Annotated in this window: 15 protein-coding genes and 12 pseudogenes; 12 read left to right on the top strand and 15 right to left on the bottom strand. The window is 45.1% G+C overall.

What is annotated here, in order from left to right:
- Nucleotide 1 precedes the first annotated feature (1 nt).
- Nucleotides 2–1,255, bottom strand: a complete 1,254-nt coding sequence (locus ACD630_RS02420; RefSeq protein WP_430358009.1) for a hypothetical protein — start codon at nucleotides 1,253–1,255, stop codon at nucleotides 2–4.
- Between the two features lie 262 nt (nucleotides 1,256–1,517).
- Here ACD630_RS02420 and ACD630_RS02415 point away from each other — a divergent pair.
- Nucleotides 1,518–1,692, top strand: a pseudogene (locus tag ACD630_RS02415) (IS256 family transposase); the annotation flags it as partial.
- A gap of 12 nt (nucleotides 1,693–1,704) precedes the next feature.
- Here the strand turns inward: ACD630_RS02415 and ACD630_RS02410 are convergent.
- From ACD630_RS02410 to wecA, 10 genes and pseudogenes are all read right to left on the bottom strand, one after another.
- Nucleotides 1,705–1,959 (bottom strand): annotated as a pseudogene (locus ACD630_RS02410) (transposase); the annotation flags it as partial.
- 18 nt (nucleotides 1,960–1,977) lie between these two features.
- Nucleotides 1,978–3,230, bottom strand: a pseudogene (locus tag ACD630_RS02405) (IS256 family transposase).
- Nucleotides 3,231–3,326: 96 nt separating this feature from the next.
- Nucleotides 3,327–3,937 (bottom strand): annotated as a pseudogene (locus tag ACD630_RS02400) (IS5 family transposase); the annotation flags it as partial.
- A 98-nt stretch (nucleotides 3,938–4,035) separates the two neighbouring features.
- Nucleotides 4,036–4,137: pseudogene (locus ACD630_RS02395) on the bottom strand (DapH/DapD/GlmU-related protein); the annotation flags it as partial.
- 355 nt (nucleotides 4,138–4,492) lie between these two features.
- Nucleotides 4,493–5,698, bottom strand: coding sequence for a hypothetical protein (locus ACD630_RS02390; RefSeq protein ID WP_430358008.1), 1,206 nt, complete (start codon nucleotides 5,696–5,698; stop codon nucleotides 4,493–4,495).
- Complete coding sequence (locus tag ACD630_RS02385; protein WP_430358007.1) at nucleotides 5,695–6,558, bottom strand: glycosyltransferase family 2 protein; 864 nt, start codon at nucleotides 6,556–6,558, stop codon at nucleotides 5,695–5,697. The genes ACD630_RS02390 and ACD630_RS02385 overlap by 4 nt, the downstream gene beginning before the upstream one ends.
- Before the next feature lie 84 nt (nucleotides 6,559–6,642).
- Nucleotides 6,643–8,799, bottom strand: a complete 2,157-nt coding sequence (wzc, locus tag ACD630_RS02380; protein WP_430358006.1) for a tyrosine-protein kinase Wzc — start codon at nucleotides 8,797–8,799, stop codon at nucleotides 6,643–6,645.
- A gap of 15 nt (nucleotides 8,800–8,814) precedes the next feature.
- Nucleotides 8,815–9,249, bottom strand: coding sequence for a protein tyrosine phosphatase (locus ACD630_RS02375; protein ID WP_430358005.1), 435 nt, complete (start codon nucleotides 9,247–9,249; stop codon nucleotides 8,815–8,817).
- A gap of 26 nt (nucleotides 9,250–9,275) precedes the next feature.
- The gene (locus ACD630_RS02370; protein WP_430358004.1) at nucleotides 9,276–10,412 is read right to left on the bottom strand and encodes a polysaccharide export protein; all 1,137 of its coding nucleotides are present in this window, start codon (nucleotides 10,410–10,412) and stop codon (nucleotides 9,276–9,278) included.
- Between the two features lie 114 nt (nucleotides 10,413–10,526).
- On the bottom strand, nucleotides 10,527–11,615 hold the full coding sequence (gene wecA, locus ACD630_RS02365) for a UDP-N-acetylglucosamine--undecaprenyl-phosphate N-acetylglucosaminephosphotransferase (protein WP_430358003.1): 1,089 nt from the start codon (nucleotides 11,613–11,615) through the stop codon (nucleotides 10,527–10,529).
- Nucleotides 11,616–12,226: 611 nt separating this feature from the next.
- Here wecA and ACD630_RS02360 point away from each other — a divergent pair.
- Nucleotides 12,227–12,732 (top strand): annotated as a pseudogene (locus ACD630_RS02360) (TerC family protein); the annotation flags it as partial.
- A 48-nt stretch (nucleotides 12,733–12,780) separates the two neighbouring features.
- Here ACD630_RS02360 and ACD630_RS02355 read toward each other — a convergent pair.
- Nucleotides 12,781–13,821: an IS481 family transposase gene (locus ACD630_RS02355; protein ID WP_430358002.1), complete on the bottom strand. Its 1,041-nt coding sequence runs from the start codon at nucleotides 13,819–13,821 to the stop codon at nucleotides 12,781–12,783.
- Nucleotides 13,822–13,925: 104 nt separating this feature from the next.
- Here ACD630_RS02355 and ACD630_RS02350 point away from each other — a divergent pair.
- Both ACD630_RS02350 and ACD630_RS02345 read left to right on the top strand, forming a co-directional pair.
- Nucleotides 13,926–14,108, top strand: a pseudogene (locus ACD630_RS02350) (hypothetical protein); the annotation flags it as partial.
- A 35-nt stretch (nucleotides 14,109–14,143) separates the two neighbouring features.
- Entirely contained in the window at nucleotides 14,144–14,632 is a 489-nt protein-coding gene (locus ACD630_RS02345; RefSeq protein ID WP_430358001.1) for an IS630 transposase-related protein, read from the top strand.
- Here ACD630_RS02345 and ACD630_RS02340 read toward each other — a convergent pair.
- Nucleotides 14,600–15,522, bottom strand: a pseudogene (locus ACD630_RS02340) (IS5 family transposase). The gene ACD630_RS02345 and the pseudogene ACD630_RS02340 sit on opposite strands and share 33 nt — an antisense overlap.
- A 91-nt stretch (nucleotides 15,523–15,613) precedes the next feature.
- Between ACD630_RS02340 and ACD630_RS02335 the strand changes: the two are divergent.
- The 6 genes and pseudogenes from ACD630_RS02335 to ACD630_RS02310 all read left to right on the top strand — a co-directional run.
- Nucleotides 15,614–16,531 carry a hypothetical protein gene (locus ACD630_RS02335; RefSeq protein WP_430358000.1) on the top strand — a complete coding sequence of 306 codons (918 nt, stop codon included), beginning with the start codon at nucleotides 15,614–15,616 and terminating at the stop codon, nucleotides 16,529–16,531.
- Between the two features lie 501 nt (nucleotides 16,532–17,032).
- A complete protein-coding gene (nrdA, locus tag ACD630_RS02330; RefSeq protein ID WP_430357999.1) occupies nucleotides 17,033–19,318 on the top strand; it encodes a class 1a ribonucleoside-diphosphate reductase subunit alpha in 2,286 nt (761 codons plus the stop codon).
- An 86-nt stretch (nucleotides 19,319–19,404) separates the two neighbouring features.
- The gene (nrdB, locus tag ACD630_RS02325) at nucleotides 19,405–20,535 is read left to right on the top strand and encodes a class Ia ribonucleoside-diphosphate reductase subunit beta (RefSeq protein WP_195314691.1); all 1,131 of its coding nucleotides are present in this window, start codon (nucleotides 19,405–19,407) and stop codon (nucleotides 20,533–20,535) included.
- 4 nt (nucleotides 20,536–20,539) lie between these two features.
- The gene (gene yfaE / locus ACD630_RS02320; protein WP_430357998.1) at nucleotides 20,540–20,800 is read left to right on the top strand and encodes a class I ribonucleotide reductase maintenance protein YfaE; all 261 of its coding nucleotides are present in this window, start codon (nucleotides 20,540–20,542) and stop codon (nucleotides 20,798–20,800) included.
- 175 nt (nucleotides 20,801–20,975) lie between these two features.
- Nucleotides 20,976–21,151 (top strand): annotated as a pseudogene (locus tag ACD630_RS02315) (transposase); the annotation flags it as partial.
- Between the two features lie 110 nt (nucleotides 21,152–21,261).
- Nucleotides 21,262–21,495: pseudogene (locus tag ACD630_RS02310) on the top strand (IS256 family transposase); the annotation flags it as partial.
- Between the two features lie 23 nt (nucleotides 21,496–21,518).
- Here ACD630_RS02310 and ACD630_RS02305 read toward each other — a convergent pair.
- Nucleotides 21,519–21,950, bottom strand: coding sequence for a transposase (locus ACD630_RS02305; RefSeq protein ID WP_430359856.1), 432 nt, complete (start codon nucleotides 21,948–21,950; stop codon nucleotides 21,519–21,521).
- Nucleotides 21,872–22,282, bottom strand: a complete 411-nt coding sequence (locus ACD630_RS02300) for an IS630 transposase-related protein (RefSeq protein WP_430357997.1) — start codon at nucleotides 22,280–22,282, stop codon at nucleotides 21,872–21,874. The genes ACD630_RS02305 and ACD630_RS02300 overlap by 79 nt, the downstream gene beginning before the upstream one ends.
- 90 nt (nucleotides 22,283–22,372) lie before the next feature.
- On the opposite strand from ACD630_RS02300, the pseudogene ACD630_RS02295 reads away from it, so the two are divergent.
- A pseudogene (locus tag ACD630_RS02295) lies at nucleotides 22,373–22,591 on the top strand (transposase); the annotation flags it as partial.
- A gap of 182 nt (nucleotides 22,592–22,773) precedes the next feature.
- Nucleotides 22,774–22,938: pseudogene (locus tag ACD630_RS02290) on the top strand (transposase); the annotation flags it as partial.
- Nucleotides 22,939–23,129 lie beyond the last annotated feature (191 nt).

The raw sequence follows: 23,129 nt of genomic DNA, 5'->3' as shown, positions 1-23,129 counted from the left end.
ATTATAATTCTTTCTCTTTGATTATAATTCTTTCTCTTTTATTATAAAAATAGCAAGAAAAAAGCAACCAATATAATATAGCTTGCACAGAAACTATATGGTTAAACGTTTCACCTTTCACATGAATTAAAAATAAAGATGCACCTAAAAGGATCGCTACAAAATTCAACCTATAACCTGAATAAACCGTTATTAAATAAAGCTTTATCAAATCAATAACTATATTTAGTAACAGTCCAAAAATACCGTAAAATAATATCATCCTCAGATATCCGGCATCTGTATTTAAGTAATACAATCCATTGTCTTGCATATATCTGCCATGCCCAAATAAGAATGTATCAAGATCAATAGTGAAGTACATTGATTTAAGAATGTCAGTGGATTCACTTGACATATTTCCATGCTGCTTCCAGTTATAATATAGCTCAAAGGCAAAATTTATGTATCTATTAAAATTATCTGTATATGATGAGAATAAGTAAAAAAATGTTATTGACATCATGAAACATGCCAATATAGTGACTAAAACCCTCCTGACAAATAAATCCTTGGCCAAGAAAAAAATTGAAAAAAAGAATCCCAAAAAAACTATTCTACCAGCACTTACTCCTGCAAACAAAAACGCTATAAGAAAGGTAATGATTAACAGAGGAGTTGTTTTATTTTCTTTGAAATAAAATGATGTAATAATAAATGACATTACCCATGATGCTGATAGTGTAAAGTATTGCCCGCCAGATAAAGATAGCCTCTTAACCCCCTCATACCTACCAAAACTATCATATTGAGTACCATCTGGTGACCTGAAAATTTCCATTAATTCGTTAACACTCGGAAATAAAAAACAAATCAACACAAAAAATGCTTGAATAGTGTAAATAACAAATATTGCTTTGGCACTAAAATACACAAGATCATCATTGATTTTTTTATTAGCAAGCTGGGCTAATAAATAAATAGTTATTATAGAAAAGACCTGCGATAAAAGTGCCCAATGTTTACTGTAGTCATTCGTGTCATGGTAATATGGAAATATGAAACAAAACAAAAATAATAAGCAATATAATGGGAAAAGAAGAATAAATATTTTACTCTTAAATATTCCAAAATTTATTACCAATTTACGTGTGTTTAAGAATAACAATAAAAATGATAATATGATAAAAGCTAATACTGTTGAATTATAAAAAAAAGGAACTCTTATTGAAAAGACGCTAAAAAATAGCAAAATATATATAGTTAATGAACTCATCTTATTTGGAGCCTGTACACGAGATTGTGTAATTGCCTGATTTTGATATGTTCAAGGCTTTGTTGAATAAATAGATTTTATGCTGGCAGCCCAGCGAAACGACGGATCCTCGCAACGTAAAATCATGCAGTTAGGCCTCATGAGAAAAGTGTACACCTGAGATGAGAAGCATTTTCAACCAAAACTGGCATGGAAAAACAGCATGATTACCTATTATTCAACAAAGCATATGTTCAATCCAACATCAAAAGCAGGTTACTTTATGGACGAAAAACAGTTACAGGCTTTGGCTAACGAGCTGGCCAAAAATCTCAAAACCCCTGACGCTCTCAACCAGTTTGATCAGCCTGCTGAAAAAGCTCAGCGTTGAAGCTGCCCTTAATGCTGAAATGACCCATCACCTCGGGCATGAGAAGCACCAGTCCAAATCTGGAACTAGGCTGTGTCCCTTAATTGCGTAACCGGCGGTAAAACAAGCGGATGCAGCCCAGTTTCACCATTGCTAGATAGTTTCTTGCCATTTTTTCATAACGTGTGGCGATCCGTCGATATTCCTTTAAACGGCCAAAACACCTTTCCACAACGTTGCGACGGCGATAAGCATCACGATCAAGTTGCGAGCGTCCATCTGAAGCCAGTTTTTCATTTGATTTTCGGGGAATAACCGTTTTTATCCCTCTTTTTTTCAACTCGGAGTTATTAGCAAATCTGGTGTATGGCGATCAGGCTACGTTCCGCTCTGATGCTTCATGAATCTGTTCTCCATCCTTAGATTGGACGTTGCTTACAACCAGGGTCAGCAGGTCAAATCCTCTTAGTCGGTTCCAGCTTTTCTGAGCAGACTGGAGCAGCTTAAATACCATTGACAGGGTTGTTTCTCTCGAACCACCGTTCTTCGCGCCTCTGCTTCGTAGCCTCACAGTCGCAAAAGCCGATTCAATCGGATTTGTCGTTCTTATTGACGCCCAGTGCTCTGACGGGAAGTCGTAGAATGCCAGCAGTTCTTCTCGAGCTTTCTCCAGCTTCTTCATCGCTGCAGGATACTTCGCTGAAAACCTTGCCAACAAAACATCAAAGGCTTCATTAGCGGCATCGCGGCTCTCTGCTAGCCAAACCTCCCGCAGCTCAGCCTTAACTTTCGGTTGCATGGCTTTGGGGTGTGAAGCCAACACATTAGCGGTTTTGTGCACCCAACAGCGTTGGTGCTGCGTGTCCGGGAATATCTTTGCCATTATTCCAAAAACCAAGGGCACCGTCTCCCGTAGCCAGCTTCGGAGATACGGTTAGGCCACGTGCTCGCAGGCCATTAAGAAGTTCGGCCCAGTTTGCTTCTGACTCTCGATAACCATCTTCGACCGCAACCAGCTCCTTACGTCCATGCTCAGTGACGCCGATAATGAGCAGCAGGCAAAGGCGATCATCTTGCCTGACATGGCTGTATATGCCATCGGCCCAGAAATAAATGTAGCGCGTATCGCTTAAATCACGCAGGCACCATTGCCTGTGCTCTTCAAGCCATTGCTGTTTCAGTCTGCTGATGGTACTGGCAGAGAGGCCATTCGCTTTTTCACCGAGCAGCGCCCTCAGGGCTTCGTGAAAATCACCGGTGGATATGCCTCGCAGGTACAGCCATAGTAGCAACTCTTCGACGCTTTTTGCACGTTTCAGATAAGGCGGCAACAACGCGCTGTTGAAGCATATTCCGTTGCCGCTGCGCTCCCTGAGCTTAGGCACTTTAATTTCAACATCCCCAATACCCGCCCGTCTGTATGGTTCGCTGTGGCAAATAGCCGTTACGAACGACAGCATGACGCCCGTCGTCAAGGCGGCGTTCAGCATGTTGTTGCAGCATGGCTTCGAGCTCAACCTCAACGGCGGCAGCTATCAGTTGCCTGGCACCATTACGAATGGGTTCATGCAAGGGATCAGCGGCAATATCTGGTTCTGCGGAGACCTGTAGGGTAGACTTTTTCATGGGGTATCATCTCTCTGTTGTTGAAATCATCCACGAAATCAATCAGCAGGATACGCTACCCTCCCCGAAACCCCGTACACCAGAAATGAGCATAACTCTCAACTCGTTACGTAGTGCATTCCCAGAGTAGGCTTTGTCAGCCAGTACTGCATGGCCACGACGCTTCATGCTGCCGTTCTGGCGTTGCACGCCAATTCCGTCCAGGAGTCGTAACGCAAACAGGCTTTCGTGACTCTGCCCAGCACTCAGTACGATATTTAACGGGATGCCGCTTCCGTCAGTCGCCATGTGGATTTTGGTGCCATAACCACCTCGTGAGCGACCCAGGCTATTATCGTTGGTAATATCGAGATGTTTTTTTGAGCGCCATCCGCACATTTGAGCGCACGGATATTACTGCCATCCAGCGCAGTGGCTGACCAGTCAACAAGTCCATGAGCATCAAGAAATGAAAGTAACTTATTGAAAATAATGTTAATGATTCTAGACTTTGACCATCTATTGAAACGATTATAAACGGTTTTCCATGGGCCGTAACGTTCAGGTAAATCACGCCATGGTGCACCTGAACACAGTATCCAGAACATGCCGTTGAAGATTTTTCGATGTTCTGCCCACGGCCGGCAGGCTCGCGGAGATGTCAAAACGGTTGGCAACAAGGGCTCAATGATTGCCCATGCTTCATCAAAAAGATCGTAGCGAGCCATAATCAAAAGTGTCGTAAAAACAGATTGATACTATAGCTCAAGCAATTAAGGGACACAGCCTAGTTCATTTACTTTGATATGAATATTTTATTACACGGGATGTTTTTTGTTACAACAGAACCAGCACCGATTACAGCCCCATCACCGATAATAACGCCTTTTAATATAACAACATTTGATCCAACCCACACTCGATTTCCAATAATAACCTCAGCCTTATTAAATCCTGACTTTGAGTACTCAACATCACATTGAATATTATGATCATGATCATAAATTTTTACTCCCTCACCAAACATACATCCAGAACCTATTTCAATTTTATCCATAGAATTTATGGATACATCATTATTAAAAAAAACATTCCCTTTTATAATAATATTTCCGCCATCCACACATACTTTTAATCCACTTCTTGCGACCAATCGGCCATAGCAACGAAAATTCCCTCTTGCATACGTTAACAATGAATTAGGACCTATCGTTGATGTAATAGGCATACTAACATGATGTAAAAGACACCATAACCGCGCCCGGATAATTGCTATAATATTTCTAATCATTTTTTATCAACACCCGATATAATAAAAACATTAAAAATGCTGAAATAAATTCAGATATAACAATTGAATACGCAACACCTAACCCATCATAATATTTTGAAAGAATAATCAACAAAGGAAAATGTGTAATAGTAACGGCAAGAATAACTTTGTTAAAAGGCTTTATATAACCTAATGCTAATATACCTTGAACACCATATACATTACTAATTGAAACAAAGAATATTGACCAACTATATATTTTAAGAATCTTTTCAGCATACATCCAATCAGCAATAAGATAACTTGTGATTATCTCAGAGAATAGATAGATAAAAATAACATATAATGCAGCAGATCCTATCTGGAAACATGCTAAAAACTTTCTTCTAGACTTCAACTCATCATCTTTAGTATTTATCATACGACAAATGAAAGGGTAAACAGCTTGTATTATGGGACTCAATGCTGCACCACCAGCCTTTGTAACACGATCAGCGATACCAAAAGCTGTGATGCCAGAATGCGATCCAACTAATGTGTAATAGAAACCAGGAAAAGACGTATATAGGGAAGCTAATGCCTGGAATCTAAACATACTCCATCCCCAAATAAAATAACTCTTAAGTTTCGCTGAAGACAGTACAACATTATACAATGACAGATATGGTAATGTTAAATAAATTGCTCCTGAAAGCCTCAGCAACACTAATCCAAGCAGAAGACCCCAAAGTCCCTGGTCATTAGAAACTAATAAGCATAATGGTAAGAATACTAGATTAACTAAAAGTGTCACAACGCTAACTTTCAAAACCTTATTTACAGCCATATATAGCCAGACAGGCGAGAATGACTGTGCCGCACCCAATAGCACTCCCCAAAAAACATATAACCCGATGTTATCATACAAGGAATATGCTAGAGAAGTAATTGTGAGAAAAATCAATACAATCACTTTTACATGCAGAACACCGACTAAAGCATTATGTGTAAACTTATTCTTACCTGCTTTGCCTGTTATCTTCCTCACCATTGAATAGTCAAAAGCATAATCTATTATAATAGCAACCCAAGCAGCTACTAGATTTGCCGTAAAATAATATGACAGATACTCTTTTGAAAAAACATTAGACAAGACTGGAATTATAAGTAATGGTATAATTAACCGTGAAAATTTTACAACACCTAAATAGAATATGTTTTTTATCAATGACATCATGATTTGTAAAAACTTCTCATCTGCATAATCATTATCTTAAAAAACAATTTCGTTCTAAAAAAATCTGGTTTAACTTTTAGGTATTTCAACCCATCTATAAAAAAACCAATAACATTATTTTTCTTACCTCTAAACACAAATTTTTTTGCGTTTCCATAAGTATTCTCTATAATGTGATCAGTGATATATTTTCTCCTTACATCACATGCTTTTTCTAGTTGTGCATACATATTTTTTCTTGATACGCTATTTTTATGAATGCGGTAGTTTAACAATGGGGCTTCTATATTCAAAACCTTTGCACCATTAAAGAATATTGCTTCTAACCACAAAGCATAATCTTCCGCCATAAAATATTCATCTTTATATTTCAACTCATATACCCACCGTTTGGCCATTACTGTTGGATGAGAAAATGGGGAGTTAAATGGTATATATGACATTATCTCATCTTGTGTTAAAGGATATTTAGAATAACCTATTGTCTGATTATTGTTATCAATCTTTACGAGATTCGAACCAACAATATCAAAACCGCACTCCAAATATTTAACTTGTTCCTCTAATCTATTGGGCATGGATATATCATCTGCATCCATTCTTGCAATATATTTTCCTTTAGCACACTGAACGAGTTCATTGAGAGTATATACTAACCCTTTATTATATCTCTCATATATCTTAATCCTTGAATCGTTCAATTTATTTAGAATTTCAGATGTACCATCAACGGAGCCATCGTTAATAATGATAATTTCAATATTTGTATAAGACTGTTGAATGATTGATTCTACTGCTTCTTTAATATAATTCTCAGCATTAAAAACTGGTATGATGACACTTATTAATGGTTTTTCCATAGATGAATGTACCCAAAAAGGCCACCAACCCGCCACCTACGCAGACTGGCAGCTATTACTCTCATTTATTTATGAGCTTTATATTCACATGTATAATAAAGAGTTGTAATTACCATACTCATAATAACCAGCTGCGCGCTTAAAAATTGCGTTAAGTATTACACCTTTAATTTCTGCGCCATTCTGCTCAAAGCGACGAATACTCACTTCAATCTCTTTTACCGTATTCATCTCAAAACGGGCAACAAGTAAGGATGTGCCCGCATGGCGACTAATAATGGACGCATCCGTTACAGCAAGAATAGGTGGGGTATCTAGGAGTACCAAGTCATAATTTTCAGCACTCCACTTAATAAATTCGGCGAAACGACCATGCATCAATAACTCAGAAGGATTCGGTGGCACCTGACCACGCGGAATAAAATCCATACCCTCCATATAAGTTTTACGCACCGCATCTTTGGCTTGGATCTGCCCGGAGAGAATATCAGAAAGCCCATTGTTGCTCTGTACCCCCATCAACTCATGGGCATAGCCTTTGCGCATATCACAGTCAATGATCAGTACACGCTGCCCCGCCTGAGCGATAACAGCCCCTAGGTTGGCACTGATAAACGTTTTACCAATAGAGGGACTGGCACCCGAAATCATCAGTACATTATTTTTAGCTTCCATCATGGCAAAGTTCAGGCTGGTGCGTAAGCTGCGGATGGCCTCAATGGCTAAATCAGTCGGGTTACCTATAGCAAGCAGTTCTGTAAAAAGGGTGTTGCTTTCCTTGCCCTTGGCCAACAACGCTTTGTCTTTCTTCTGTTGCCACTCAGAGAGAGGTACACTGGCATAAACGTTAATGCCCAACTCCTCTAGTTGCTCTGGGCTTTCAATTCCTTTGTGCAATAGGGTTTTCAAAATCACAAATGCCGTGGAGACCATCCCACCTAAAATCATCGTCAGCAACACAATCAATGGCTTTTTAGGTTTAACGGGTCTAGGCTGCACAACCGCCTTATCAATAATACGTACATTGCCCACTGTGCTGACTTTGTTGATGCTCAGTTCCTGCTGTTTATTCAGTAGTTGCATATACACTTCTTGCCCCGCCTGCACATCACGGGTTAAACGCAAAATCTCTTGCTGGGTTTTCGGCATGGCACCTACACGCTTATTCAGCTTATCGCGCTCTTGCTGCAAGGTTTTGCGTTTTTCCATCAGCGCACGGTAGGCAGGGTGCTCACGGGTATAGAGTTTGGAGATCTCTGCTTCTTTAAACGTCAATTCATTAAGTTGAGATTCAACAGATACCATGGTATCCAAAACTGCTTTCGCCTCTAACGAAAGATCAACAGAGTCATTTTGTTGGCGAAAGGTGTTTAATTTATTTTCTGCATCATTCAGTTGACCACGCACATTTGGCAACTGTTCTTTTAAAAACTCAAGGCTACGCCCTGCTTCTTCTGATTTACGCTCAACGTTTTGTTGCAGATAGTTCTGGCTGATACTGTTTAGAATCTTGGTGGTTAAGATAGGATCTTCACCTTCTAAGCTTAACCCCAAAACACCGGTATCCTTCCCTTTATCAGCAACAGTAAAATCATCTAATAATGCATTAATTGCTGTTAACGGATTAAGTTTTCTTAGGCGAAAAACGGTACCGTTCTTAGCTTGAATATCACTTACCAAGAGATCAATACCATTATGACTCTCTACCTGTCCCACCTTACCGGAGAAAGAAACGGTGCCCCCTCCCGTTAAAGTGTAATTCTCTTTATCGATAACGTTCAGCGTCAGTGGTTCATCCTGCCAACTTTCAGGGACATCAAGGCGAGATACAGCAATTTGGCCTGGCAGAGCATCCGTTAAGCGCGCAATACCTTTACCAATGATGGGAAAGTATTTCTGACGCACATCAATATCTAATGCCAAATCAGTAATAGTCTTTCCCATTACCATACGCGACTTGATTAACTCGATTTCAGCCGCTGATTGCGGTTTTGAATCCGGCAACATGCTGGAGATATCTTTAAGCAGTGAATCGCCACCGCTTTGCTCTACCTGTATCAATGCATCCGCTTTATAAATTGGTGTAGCCAGCATGGCATACATAATACCAACTATGGTAAACAGCGCCGTTACACCAATAATCAACCAACGATTATCTAGCAGGGTTCCAAGCAATCGCCCCAAATCAATCTCATCTGAACGATCAGTTTCAGACGTTTTCACTGAATTTTTCTCTGCCATCGGTTTCTCTGAAAATTATCGATTTAAAGCCTGCGCCCATTTTTGGGCCGACTGCTCTAGTTGCAAATAAACAAATTCAAAAGCTTCACGGCTTTTGCGATAAGGGTCAGCAATTTCTCTCTGGTTCAGCCAGTGGCCAAACAGCATGGTCTTGCCACGCACTTCCGGTGCCATGCGCCCCACTGCATCGATGTGGCCTTTTTCCATCACCAAAATCAGGTCATATTCTCTGCACAAGGATTTGGTGAGCTGTTGGGCTGAATGCCCTTCCAGTGAAAGGCCGTGCGCACTGGCTACATCACTGGCAGTGTTGTCCGTGGAGTGCTCAACCAGAGCGCCAAGTCCAGCCGAAGCGATTTTTTTAGTTGGCAATAGCTGTTTTAATAACCGCTCCCCAGTCGGGGAGCGGCAGATATTGCCGACGCATACTACTAAAATGGAATCAAACATGACGTTCTTCGCGTATCCGTGAACGATTACGGCCAAGTACGCACACGCAGCGCGCCTTCGGTTAGATCATTAAATGCTGATATGGTTGGAGCCAATTGCGAAATTACGCGGTTCCAACGCACCAGAGGTGCGGTCGTTACATAAACCACATCATAGGGCTGCAGCTGGAACTCCGTCCCCATCACCAGCGATGTAGCATCCGCAGTATTCAACTGGTAGATATCGGCTAATTTCGGGCCTTGTGTACCGCGCAGCGGGCGAATAACAAACACACCGGTGGCGTCAGACATCGCCTGATCCATCCCTTCCGCATTGCCGAGCGCTTCGGTGAGCGTCATGCCGCTGCGGTCCATTTTCAGCGTGCTTTGCTTTTTTACTTCCCCCATCACAAACACCTTCAGACCATCGTTGCGTGGCACATAAAGGATATCGCCGGGGTAAAGAAGTTGGTTCTGAGAAAGGTCGCCGTTTTGCATCAACGCCTGAAGGGAAATACGTTTTTCCTGCCCGTTGTGGGTCAGCACCACATTACGCCAATCAGCGTTTTCAGTCAGCCCACCCGCTTTATTGATGGCATCCAGAATAGTTAACGGCACGTTAGTGACAGCCTGCTGACCAGAAGTCGCCACTTCACCAGAAACATATACTTTCTGCGAGCGGAATGCGGCAATGCTCACTTCCACCTGTGGAGATTCAATGTATTGCGCCAAGCGGTGCATTATCTCATCGCGAACCTGGGTGACTGCTTTACCCGCAACAGTCACTTTGCCAATATAAGGGTAAAAAATAGTGCCGTCAGCGTGTACCCAGTTGCCAGTATCTGCTGCTGCACGGTAAGTACCTGCAGGGGTGGTCAATTCAGGGTGATCCCATACGGTAATCATCAGCACGTCACCGACGCCTATATGATATTCGTAGCTTTGCAGTTCACGATCCAGTGCTGAGTTTGCTTGAGCTACCAGCGGTTTTGCCCGCATTTTCTCAATCAGGTAGGGCGTCATCGGATAAACATTGACCAGTTTACTGATGTTGAAATCTGCATCCTGTTGTTTAATCACTTCCTTGCCACCGGTCGTCAAATGCGAACCAGGAAAAATGGTACAACCGCTCAGCAACGCGACAGATACCATCACGGGTATCACTTTTCTTTTGTAAGTTATCATCCTGTTTATGCCATAACCTTTAATAAGTTATAAGTTGCCGCCGATCCTCTGCCTCTATCATAAAGAATTCGGGTGCTATTGATTCCATGAGTTACGGCTGTAAAAACGGGTAATTTACTTGTTCAGTGGCGTTTGGCTCACGTTGCTGCGCAAATGCTTAGGCTGACCGCTACCGCGGCGAGCCCACGTCAGCAAACGCCATACCCGGGTAATTGACCAGAAATAGCCGATGAATGCCAGTAAAAACAGGCTAAGCATAACAGACTCTCGGATTCCTGCACGCTCACCAATAATACCTACCAGCGCAAAGATAAACGCCACACCAACAATGGCTAACAGGGTTTGACGCGGCCCCAGCCCCGCACGCAGTAAAATATGGTGAAGATGCTGGAGATCCGGCTTTAAGGGGCTGTCGCCACGGCGAATTCGGCGCGTCATGATAGTGACCATATCCATCAGTGGCACGGCGATAAACCATAATGCAGTCACCGGAGGTATTACGGCGTCATGACCTTGCGTTGCGACAACCAGCAACCAGATAACGGTGAAGCCAATCAAGGTGCTGCCAGCATCGCCCATAAAGACTTTAAATTTTTCTCCCAAGGGGATACCGAGATTGAGAAGAATATAAGGAATGGATGCAGCCAACAGGCACAAACTCCACTGCGCCAGTTCATGCTCACCACCCAGATAAAACATCACGGCTAGCGCACCAAAGGTGACGCAAGAGAGTGCCCCCAGTAAGCCATCGATGCCATCGACCATGTTGAAAGCATTGATAGCGCCCCAGACCGCGAGCAGCGTCACTGCGTAGCCCGCCCAGCCAAGCACCAGCTCATAGCCAAACAGAATGTTACCCAGGCTCGCAAGATGAAGCCCGGAATACATCATGATACTGGCTACCAGCGCTTGCAGGAAAATACGAGGCATAACAGGGAGATCGAAGCGGTCGTCCAACACGCCAACAAAAAGTAACGCACTGGCGCAGACCATGTAGAGAGAAAAATCAGGTAGCCATTCAGGATGAAGGGCATAGAGGATCCACAGGGCGAGATAAATAGAAACACCCCCCACGAGGGGGATGTGCCCGCGGTGTTTTTTGCGTGAGTTCGGTTTATCCACTAACCCTACTTTTATTGCTGTTTTTCTTGCCAGAAAAAGCGCAATAAAAGCGCTTATAAAGATAACCGTAATTTCTTGCATTTTTGCACCATCATCAACCGTGAAGTTACTTCGCACCAGGCACGCTACCGCTCTTGGCTTATAGCCGCCAACGTGCTGCTAAAATACAGAATACCGTTCGTGGACCACATTATGATTCTTGGGTACTTATTTATTGTTACGGGCTAGTCAAGCAAAAAAACACAAAACTTTCAGAAAAAAAACCTACAGTGCCGCGCACGCCACTAACTATGGTATAGTGTAGTATAGTATGGAGCACATTTCACTCTGTACAGGAAGTTCGTGGATTTACAAAGATCTTCAGATTAGGCCTATCCCGCGCAACAAAACCGCAATAACCTTAGGAAATCACATTTCTTTTTATGTTTGAGTGCTTTTTAAACAAAACAGTTTTATTTAATAATTCCTTACAAATGCTAGCACTCTTGTGCGTGGCGAGATACCGTTTTTTGAAAGTTAGCGATTTTAAATCAGCAAGTTACAATACTAAATAGTTGTAAGTAAAGTAATTATGTTTGCAATGATTTTGTGAAAATGTTGTTTGGCGGGCAATGCCCCCACAAATGCTGGTTCAATGCAGTCTGCGCTGCTACCCTATATCGGTTCTGGTTGATGAAGGTGAAAAAATTTATATGGAGTGGATCGCTGATCCCACTATCTGGGCCGGTTTGGCACCGCTTGTGGTGTTGGAACTGGTATCGATGACCTTGTCTTTATTGCCATTCTGGCGGAAAAACTCCCCGAAAAACTCAGAGATCGTGCCCGTGTCGTCGGTCTGTCACTCGCGCTATTGATGCGTCTGGTGCTGCTTGCCTCTATGTCCTAGCTGGTTTCCCTCACCGTCCCGCTTTTCACCCTGTTTCAACAGCCGTTTAGCGCGCGCGATATCATTATGGTGATTGGCGGACTGTTTCTACTGTTCAAGGCCACGGTAGAACTCAATGAGCGGTTAGAAGGCAAAGATCAGGAGCAGCATGGCCAACGTAAAAGAGCGCGCTTTTGGGCGGTTGTGATGCAGATTGTAATTCTGGATGCCATTTTTTCGCTGGATTCGGTGATTACCGCTGTCGGCATGACGGATCATCTGCTGGTGATGATGTCTGCCGTCACCATCGCCATTGGATTAATTGTACTAGCTCAGACCTGATCTGACAGTTACCGATTATTTATACAGGTGTCTGTCAGATTACATCTGGTTCAGATTCTTTTCTGCCCAGATCCGTTTTCCATCGAGTAAAGTGGCCATCGGCGTACGCCCACAGCACATTTTTCCCTGATGAGTTCGCTCATTATTGTAATGCCACAACCAGTTGTCCAGATCTACCTGCAGACTTTCCAGGTCTCCATATAACTTCTTGCGGAACGTAACCTGATAAAAATCCTGCAAAATGGTTTTATGGAAGCGCTCGCAGATGCCGTTCGTCTGCGGAGACATCGCCTTCGTTTTCGTATGCTCGATATCGTTGATAGCCAGATAAAGCTGATAATCATGCTGCTCCACTTTACCACAGTACTCCGTACCCCTGTCGGTCAGTATTCTCAGCACTGGCAGTCCCTGAGCCTCGTAGAACGGGAGTACGCGATCATTGAGCAGGTCGGCGGCGGTGAGGGGTGTTTTATTCGTATACAGCTTGCAGTGCGCCACTTTCGAGTACGTATCCACGAACGTCTGCTGGTAGATACGGCCCACCCCCTTCAGATTGCCCACGTAGAAGGTGTCCTGCGAGGCCAGATACCCGGGATGTGCCGTCTCGATTTCACCGCAGGCCTCATCATCATGCGCCTTCTTCTCCAGGGCTGCGATTTGAGCGTCGGTAAGGACAATGCCTTCTCTGGCGACCTTTTCCTCAAGCGCCTTCAGGCGTTTACGGAAGTTCTCCAGGTCGTGTCGTTGCCAGATGGAGCGCACGCCGCTGCCGGAGATAAACACGCCTTTTTTACGCAGCTCATTACAGGTCCGGTGCTGCCCATGGGGCGGGAACTCAATAGCATAATCAACAACCGCGCGTTCAGTGGCTTCGTCGGCGCGGTTCTTCAGGTTCGGAACCCGGCGGTTCTGGTTAACCAGCGCATCAATGCCGCCTTCAGCAGCCAGTTCCTGATAACGGTAAAATGTATCGCGTGACCCGCCCATACTCTTGCAGGCTTTTGATACGTTACCGAGTTCTTCGGCGAGATTGAGCAGGCCGGCTTTGTGTTTGATAATGGGATTGTTAGTATGAAGCATGAGAGTTACCTCGCGTTTTGTTTAAGGATGAGACACCCATATCAAAACCGGTAACTCTCAACCTTTCAAGGTCCAGTGTCAGATCTAGTCGCGACTAATACAGATTAATGCTGCTCGCCAGCAAGCTGTTAACCCGGTTTGTAAACGCTCACCCAACTATCGTCATTCTTTGCCTCAGCTTTCTACTGATGATTGGCTTTAGTCTGGTTGCAGACGGTTTTGGCTACCATATTCCCAAAGGCTATCTCTATGCAGCAATCGGTTTCTCTGTATTGATTGAGGTGCTATAGCTAAACGACTTAATTTTAATTACATTATTTAAATGAGCTATTCAATTGATTTTAGACGTAAAGTGATATCTACACGGGAAGAAGAAGGGTTGAGTATCCGAGAAACAGCGAAGCAATTTCGGATTGGCCCTGCCTCTGTATCGCATTGGATTAATCAAATAGCGTCAAAAGCATCGACCACGCGTCAGCGAAAGAGCGATAAATCCGAGTTGATAAAAGATGTTGAACCATATCCAGATGCTTACCAAAAAGAACGTGCAGAGCGTTTTGGCGTTTGTCAGAAGGCCATTTGGCAAGCTCTTAAAAAGCTGGGATTGACCTATAAAAAAACTCTACTTTTCACAAAAAACATAATATTCAACAAGTCATCATCGATGCAGGGTATATGGTGGAGTATTTGCCTACATATTCGCCAGATCTTAACCCAATTGAGGGCTTTGTTGAATAAATCAGAACTTGTAACGACTGCGCCCCATACGGGTCGATTGTTACGTGATGCGAATACTGTTCGGCATTCCTAATAGCGTGATCAGGTTAAGCGCTTTGACCATGGCCATGGCTTCACCCACCTGAGCATCGTAGTCTCTCAGACCTAGATGACCACCCAGAAGCCTTTTGAACCGGAACATGGCCGTTTCAGCCACTGAGCGCCGGTGATAGCCCACTTTCTTTTTCCAGATATCGTTACTACCGCTAATGCGCTGATTTGCGACAGCGTGGTTACGCTCGTGGTAGCGATCTTGCCAATATTGCGCCCCCCTTCGTGGCGGGATAAGCGGCCTTATTTTCTTCCTCAGCAGAGCATCATAGCAGTAAACTGTATCCTAAGCGCCGTTAGCCGATGCCTCTCTGATTTTCCGGTGGGTCTGGTTTATCAGCGCCGGTAGAGCTTGGGCATCAGTCGTACCACTGAGCGACAAATCCGCACAGATAATCTCATGCGTCACACTGTCTACTGCCAGGTGCAGCTTACGCCATACCCTGCGTCTGTCGGCACCATGCTGCCGGACTTTCCATTCGCCTTCGCCAAAGACCTTCAGGCCGGTTCCATCAATGACCAGATGTGAGATTTCACCACGGGTTGGCGTTTTTATGCTGATGTTCACTGTTTTTGCTCGTTTGCTGAGCAGCGAATAGTCTGGACAATGGAGCGACAATTTAATCAGTTTAAAAATCGAGTCACCAAAGCCCTGTAAAACCCTCAATGAAAGGCCAAACACGTGTTTCATCATCAGGACTGTGGTGATGGCCATTCTGAGTAGTGGAGCGGTTGTCCACGCCGTTCAGTAGTGTTTTTTTCCGTCCATGCAGCAATGGCTGATTCATCTAGCCATACGGTTAGAGAACAGCGCTGCTTGAGGGCCTTGTTATAAGAGGGCCAGTTGGTGATTTTAAAATTTTGTTTTGCCATGGAGACCTGATTTTGAAACAACTGTGTTGATCTGCTCCGATGATTACCCAAAAGTTTTATTTATTCAACAAAACCAATATCTGCTATTGCGTTGCTGCATGATCTCAACTTATCCATCGGCGGGATTGATGCCCGCCTTAACCGGCGTTATCAGCGTCTGGTTAAGCAACACATGACTCCCCCAGCACCATTGGCGTCAGCCGTTAAAGACCTTGCCTGCGCGCAGAAAACAACATTCGCCACTATTCAGGCCGTTTGGCGTTTTTTTAATAATGAACGTATTAGCTTCAGTCAGCTCAATGAACCAATTATTTCGCTGGCTCTCCGGCAGGTTGCACTTAGCCCGCATCCATACGCTCTCGTCGTTCACGACTGGTCTCATTTACAGTTTCGTACCCACAATGGGAAAGAAGAACGTTTGAAAATGACGCATGGTGGCGACGTCGGTTATGAACTACAAACCAGCCTACTGGTTGATGCTGCAAATGGTTTACCAATAGCGCCCCTGTCTCAAACTCTAACCGATAGGGCAGGTTGTCGTTCAACGCTAACCGAGGGCTTGTCTGAGAGTCTGACTCATATGGATGCTTTGACGGCTGATATCGCCCGCGTTGAGTCTCTTGATACCGGGAAGAAGTTAGTTCATCTCATTGACCGTGAAGGTGACTCTATCGGGCATATGCGCACATTAAGCTCTCAGGGAATATGTTGGCTTATCCGGGGAAAGGAAGGGCATCGGGCCGAGTGGGGCGGTGACACCCGTAAAATTGGTGAAATTGCAGACGATCTGCCATTTATCGCAAACGGACAGGTTGGCTGGAAAGGGAAAAAAGCCAATATGGAGATCGGGGAAACATCCGTGATCATAACGCGAACAGCAAAACCGAAGCGGAAAGATATAGCCAACCGACTTAAAAATGATTACAGCCAATGCCCTGATATGTGGCAAAAAATACAGCTAATTGTTATCAAAATAATGTCGCTTGGCTATAGATACCTATGCCCATGAAGGCGGGAATCTCATGTAGAGGAGACGCGTTTATTCTCGCAGAGATCCCCAGCTTTCGCAGAGGATGACAAGGGGTAAAGTAAGGTTGTCGGCAGTTTCAATCAGCGTTTCAAACACAGATTGGCGATATCGTCGCCAATCTGCCATTCCTTCTACCGTCATAACCTTAGACGCTGATCAAATTAAGAATTTTCCGTACGCAGAAAAAAGCGGCAATCAATCATTTTTTTATTTTTTTATCCCCATCCATTGACAAAAGTTAAGGCCGCAACGTTACAAGCGTTTAGCCAGTGTGTAACAATTCCTCCCCATGTTATCCACAATTTCAGTGTGTTTTGTTCACTTGCAATAGCCGAAAATTCTCACTATCTTGTTATCATTCAAAACCAAAACCCCTATATGTAGTGTTCACCCCACACACCGCAGCACTAGACTGTCGTGTGCGTTTTCGATCGAGGAAAACGCTATAGCATTGGGAAAAACGGATAGGTACTACACCACATGAACCAGAGCCTGCTAGTAACCAAACGCGATGGCAGCAAAGAACGCATCAATCTGGACAAGATTCACCGGGTGATTACCTGGGCAGCGGAAGGCCTGCACAATGTGTCAGTGTCTCAAGTCGAACTGAGCTCCCACATTCAGTTTTATGACGGCATCAAGACCGCCGATATCCATGAAACCATTATTAAAGCTGCCGCTGATCTGATTTCACGCGACAGCCCGGACTACCAATATCTGGCAGCACGTTTGGCCATTTTCCACTTGCGTAAAAAAGCCTACGGCCAGTTTGAACCACCAGCGTTGTTCGATCACGTCACCAAAATGGTAGAACTGGGCAAATACGATACCCACTTATTGCAGGACTATACGCCACAAGAGTTCGCTCAGATGGACGCTTTCATCGATCACTGGCGCGACATGATCTTCTCTTACGCTGCGGTCAAGCAGCTGGAAGGGAAATATCTGCTGCAAAACCGCGTCACCGGTGACATCTACGAAAGCGCCCAGTTTCTGTATGTACTGGTGGCTGCCTGCCTGTTCTCCGGTTACCCGCGTGAAACGCGTCTGGATTACGTCAAACGCTTCTATGACGCGATTTCTACCTTCAAGATTTCATTGCCAACGCCGATCATGTCCGGCGTGCGTACCCCAACCCGTCAGTTCAGCTCCTGCGTGTTGATTGAGTGCGGCGACAGCCTGGATTCCATTAACGCCACCTCCAGTGCTATCGTGAAATACGTTTCACAGCGTGCCGGTATCGGCATTAACGCTGGTCGTATTCGTGCGCTGGGTAGCCCGATTCGCGGTGGTGAAGCGTTCCATACTGGCTGTATTCCTTTCTATAAACATTTCCAGACTGCAGTGAAATCCTGCTCACAGGGCGGTGTGCGCGGCGGAGCGGCAACTTTGTTTTACCCACTGTGGCATCTGGAGGTGGAAAGCCTGCTGGTGCTGAAGAACAACCGTGGCGTGGAAGGCAACCGCGTGCGTCACCTCGATTACGGCGTGCAGCTGAACAAGCTGATGTATCAGCGTCTGGTCAAAGGACAAGAAATCACCCTCTTCAGCCCTTCTGACGTACCCGGCCTGTATGACGCGTTTTTCGCCGATCAGGATGAGTTCGAACGCTTATATCAGCAGTATGAAAAAGACGACAGCATCCGCAAGAAATCCATGAAAGCGGTCGATCTGTTCTCACTGATGATGCAAGAACGCGCCTCTACAGGCCGTATCTACATTCAACATGTCGATCATTGCAACACCCACAGCCCGTTTGAACCGACCATCGCACCGGTGCGTCAGTCCAACCTGTGCCTGGAAATTGCGCTGCCAACCCACCCTCTGGAAGACGTCAACGACGAAAAAGGTGAGATCGCGCTCTGCACCCTCTCCGCGTTCAACCTTGGCGCATTGAATAGCCTAGATGATTTGGAAGATTTGGCGCGTCTGGCAGTACGTGCACTGGACGCCCTGTTGGACTATCAAGATTACCCGATTCTGGCCGCCAAACGCGGTGCTATGGGCCGCCGCACGCTCGGCATCGGCGTTATCAACTTTGCCTACTATCTGGCGAAAAACGGCGTGCGCTACTCCGATGGCAGTGCCAACAATCTGACGCACAAGACCTTTGAAGCCATTCAGTACTACCTGCTGCAAGCCTCAAACGAGCTGGCGCGCGAACAGGGTGCCTGCCCGTGGTTTGACCAAGCCACCTATGCCCGTGGAGTGCTGCCTATTGACACCTACAAACGCGATCTGGACGGCATTTGCAGCGAACCGTTGCATTACGATTGGGAAGCACTGCGCGACAGTATCAAAACACACGGTCTGCGTAACTCCACGCTCTCTGCGTTGATGCCGTCGGAAACCTCGTCACAAATTTCCAACGCCACCAACGGTATCGAACCACCACGCGGTCACATCAGTATCAAGGCGTCAAAAGACGGCATTTTGCGCCAGGTGGTGCCGGATTACAAAACCCTGAAGGATGCCTACGAATTACTGTGGGAAATGCCGAACAATGACGGCTACCTGCAACTGGTTGGGCTGATGCAGAAGTTTGTCGATCAGGCTATTTCTGCCAACACCAACTACGATCCGGCGCGCTTCCCGTCAGGAAAAGTGCCGATGAAACAGTTGCTGACTGACTTGCTTACCGCCTATAAGTTCGGGTTGAAAACGCTGTATTATCAAAACACCCGTGACGGTGCAGAAGACGCACAGGAAGATATCCTGGCCGATGCGCAGGATGACGGTTGCGAAGGCGGTGCCTGTAAGATTTAAACCGCTTCCCGCGTAGGGTATTGTTTACGTTAGTTTTTTCAGGAAGCAGTTAAATGCCTCCTGTCCCTTTTTGGAGATACATCCCTATGGCTTATACCACCTTCTCACAAAATAAAAACGATCAGCTTCTGGAACCGATGTTCTTTGGTCAGTCCGTTAACGTAGCGCGTTACGATCAGCAAAAATATGAAATATTCGAGAAGCTAATAGAGAAACAGCTCTCCTTTTTCTGGCGTCCAGAAGAGGTGGATGTGTCTCGCGATCGCATTGACTATCAAGCGCTACCGGAACATGAAAAGCACATCTTCATCAGCAATCTGAAATACCAAACGCTGCTGGACTCCATTCAAGGACGCAGCCCGAACGTCGCATTGTTACCGCTGATATCCATCCCAGAGTTGGAAACCTGGATAGAAACCTGGGCATTTTCAGAAACCATCCATTCTCGTTCCTATACCCATATCATCCGCAATATTGTCAACGATCCGGCACTGGTGTTCGATGATATCGTCACCAATGAGGAGATTCTGAAACGTGCAAAAGACATCTCTTCTTTCTATGACGATCTGATCGAACTGACCAGCTATTATCACCTGCTGGGTGAAGGCACGCATCAGGTGAACGGTAAAACGGTCACCGTTAATCTGCATGCCTTGAAGAAACAGCTTTATCTGTGCCTGATGAGCGTCAACGCGCTGGAAGCCATCCGTTTTTATGTCAGTTTCGCCTGCTCATTCGCCTTTGCAGAACGCGAACTGATGGAGGGCAACGCCAAAATCATCAAACTGATCGCCCGCGATGAAGCGCTGCACCTGACCGGTACCCAGCATATGCTGAATCTGATGCGTTCCGGCCAGGACGATCCGGAAATGGCACAAATCGCCGAAGAGTGCCAACAGGAATGCTACGACCTGTTTGTGCTGGCAGCACAGCAGGAGAAAGAGTGGGCGGAATACCTGTTCCGCGACGGCTCGATGATTGGCCTGAACAAAGACATTCTCTGCCAGTACGTTGAATACATCACCAATATTCGCATGCAAGCGGTAGGGCTGCCCTTGCCGTTCCAAACGCGCACTAACCCGATCCCGTGGATTAATGCCTGGCTGGTCTCTGACAACGTGCAGGTTGCCCCGCAAGAAGTGGAAGTGAGTTCTTATCTGGTCGGCCAAATTGATTCTGAAATCAACGCCGACGACCTGAGTGATTTCCAGCTCTAAGTTGATGAGCAACTCAACCATCACACTGCGCGTCTCTGGCGCGCAGCTTGTCAACAACGACAGCGCCACCTCGTTACTCGACGTGCTTGAACAACACTGCGTACCCGTGGAATATCAGTGCCGCTCGGGTTATTGCGGTGCCTGCCGCTTACGACTGCTGAAAGGCCGCGTCGCCTATCGCCAAACACCCCTTGCCTGTGTACAGCAAGACGAAATCTTGCCGTGCTGCTGCATGCCAGTGAATGATATTGAGTTAGAGCTGTGAGCGTTTGGTATACCCGGTCCAATGCTAAAATATGGGTTCCATGACGCTCATGAGCCTGCGGCATTACCTCTTCAGAATAACTGCGCATTCTGCGGAATTTCTTGCTCACTTCCTAGGCTGTGTCCCTTAATTGCTTGAGCTATAGTATCCATCTGTTTCTACGACACTTTTGATTATGGCTCGCTACGATCTTTCTGATGAAGCATGGCAATCATTGAGCCCTTGTTGCCAACCGTTTTGACATCTCCGCGGGCCGGCCGGCCGTGGGCAGAACATCGAAAAATCTTCAACGGCATGTTCTGGATACTGTGTTCAGGCGCACCATGGCGTGATTTACCTGAACGTTACGGGAGTTATGCTCATTTCTGGTGTACGGGGTTTCGGGGAGGGTGGCGTATCCTGCTGATTGATTTCGTGGATGATTTCAACAGATGATTTCAACAACAGAGAGATGATACCCCATGGAAAAGTCTACCCTACAGGTCTCCGCAGAACCAGATATTGCCGGTGATCCCTTGCATGAACTCATTCGTAATGGTGCCAGGCAACTGATAGCTGCCGCCGTTGAGGTTGAGCTCGAAGCCATGCTGCAACAACATGCTGAACGCCGCCTTGACGACGGGCGTCATGCTGTCGTTCGTAACGGCTATTTGCCACAGCGAACCATACAGACGGGTATTGGGGATGTTGAAATTATAGCCAAGCGACTTAATTTTGATTACACCATATGGACTGAGAACAAAATCTCTGTATCGCAACCACCCTCTCTTTTTTTGCTTTTTGCTTGTGCCCATTTATGCTCAATGGGGTTAAGATCTGGCGAATATGTAGGCAAATACTCCACCATATACCCTGCATCGATGATGACTTGTTGAATATTATGTTTTTTGTGAAAAGTTGCATTGTCCATCACGATTACACTGTTTTTAGGGAGTACTGGGATAAGGACTTGTGTGACCCAGGAATAGAAAACATCGCTGTTAATATTGATATCAAATAATCTGATAGGAAACAGCGTTGTGCCTAATAACGCGCCGATAACATTTGTTCTTCCCTTGGCTCCCCCGTTCTTCAGCCCAAAACACCGTTGACCTTTTGGGGAATAGCCGTGAGTCCGTGGGGTATCGTGTGGAAAACCACTTTCATCAATAAAAACAATAGATTTGCTTTTTTTTCATACTGTTGTATTTTTTGTTGAAATGCTTGCCGGGCGCTTTCGTCGGCTTTCGGATGACGTAGCGTTTTTTTATAGGTCAATCCCAGCTTTTTAAGAGCTTGCCAAATGGCCTTCTGACAAACGCCAAAACGCTCTGCACGTTCTTTTTGGTAAGCATCTGGATATGGTTCAACATCTTTTATCAACTCGGATTTATCGCTCTTTCGCTGACGCGTGGTCGATGCTTTTGACGCTATTTGATTAATCCAACGCGATACAGAGGCAGGGCCAATCCGAAATTGCTTCGCTGTTTCTCGGATACTCAACCCTCTTCTTCCCGTGTAGATATCACTTTACGTCTAAAATCAATTGAATAGCTCATTTAAATAATGTAATCAAAATTAAGTCGTTTAGTTATAATCTACACGACGAACGCTATAGAATCACTGAACAGCGTGCTCCGGCATGCAATCAAGAAACGCAAGGTGTTCCCGACTGATGACTCGGTGAAGAAGGTCGTATGGCTGGCAATCCAGGCGGCATCACAGAAATGGACGATGCCCTTACAGGACTGTCGTATGGCAATGAGTTGCTTTATTATCGAGTTCTGTGACCGTCTTGACGGTCACTTCTGAGGAAAGGCATTTACACAAAATCTTAAACAGGCTCCTTTATTAGGCACAACGTTGTTTGCTATCGGATTATTTGATATCAATATTAACAGCGATGTTTTCTATTCTTGGGTCACACAAGTCCTTATCCCAGTACTCCCTAAAAACAGTGTAATCGTGATGGACAATGCAACTTTTCACAAAAAACATATATTCAACAAGTCATCATCGATGCAGGGTATATGGTGGAGTATTTGCCTACATATTCGCCAGATCTTAACCCCATTGAGCATAAATGGGCACAAGCAAAAAGCAAAAAAAGAGAGAGTGGTTGCGATACAGAGATTTTGTTCTCAGTCCATATGGTGTAGGCTTTGTTGAATAAATAGATTTTATGCTGGCAGCCCAGCGAAACGACGGATCCTCGCAACGTAAAATCATGCAGTTAGGCCTCATGAGAAAAGTGTACACCTGAGATGACAAGCATTTTCAACCAAAACTGGCATGGAAAAACAGCATGATTACCTATTATTCAACAAAGCCTATGGTGTAATCAAAATTA

Origin of the sequence: Symbiopectobacterium sp. RP (assembly GCF_050472005.1) — a bacterium.
Taxonomy (GTDB): domain Bacteria; phylum Pseudomonadota; class Gammaproteobacteria; order Enterobacterales; family Enterobacteriaceae; genus Symbiopectobacterium.
This window is presented reverse-complemented; position numbering and strand designations above follow the sequence as displayed.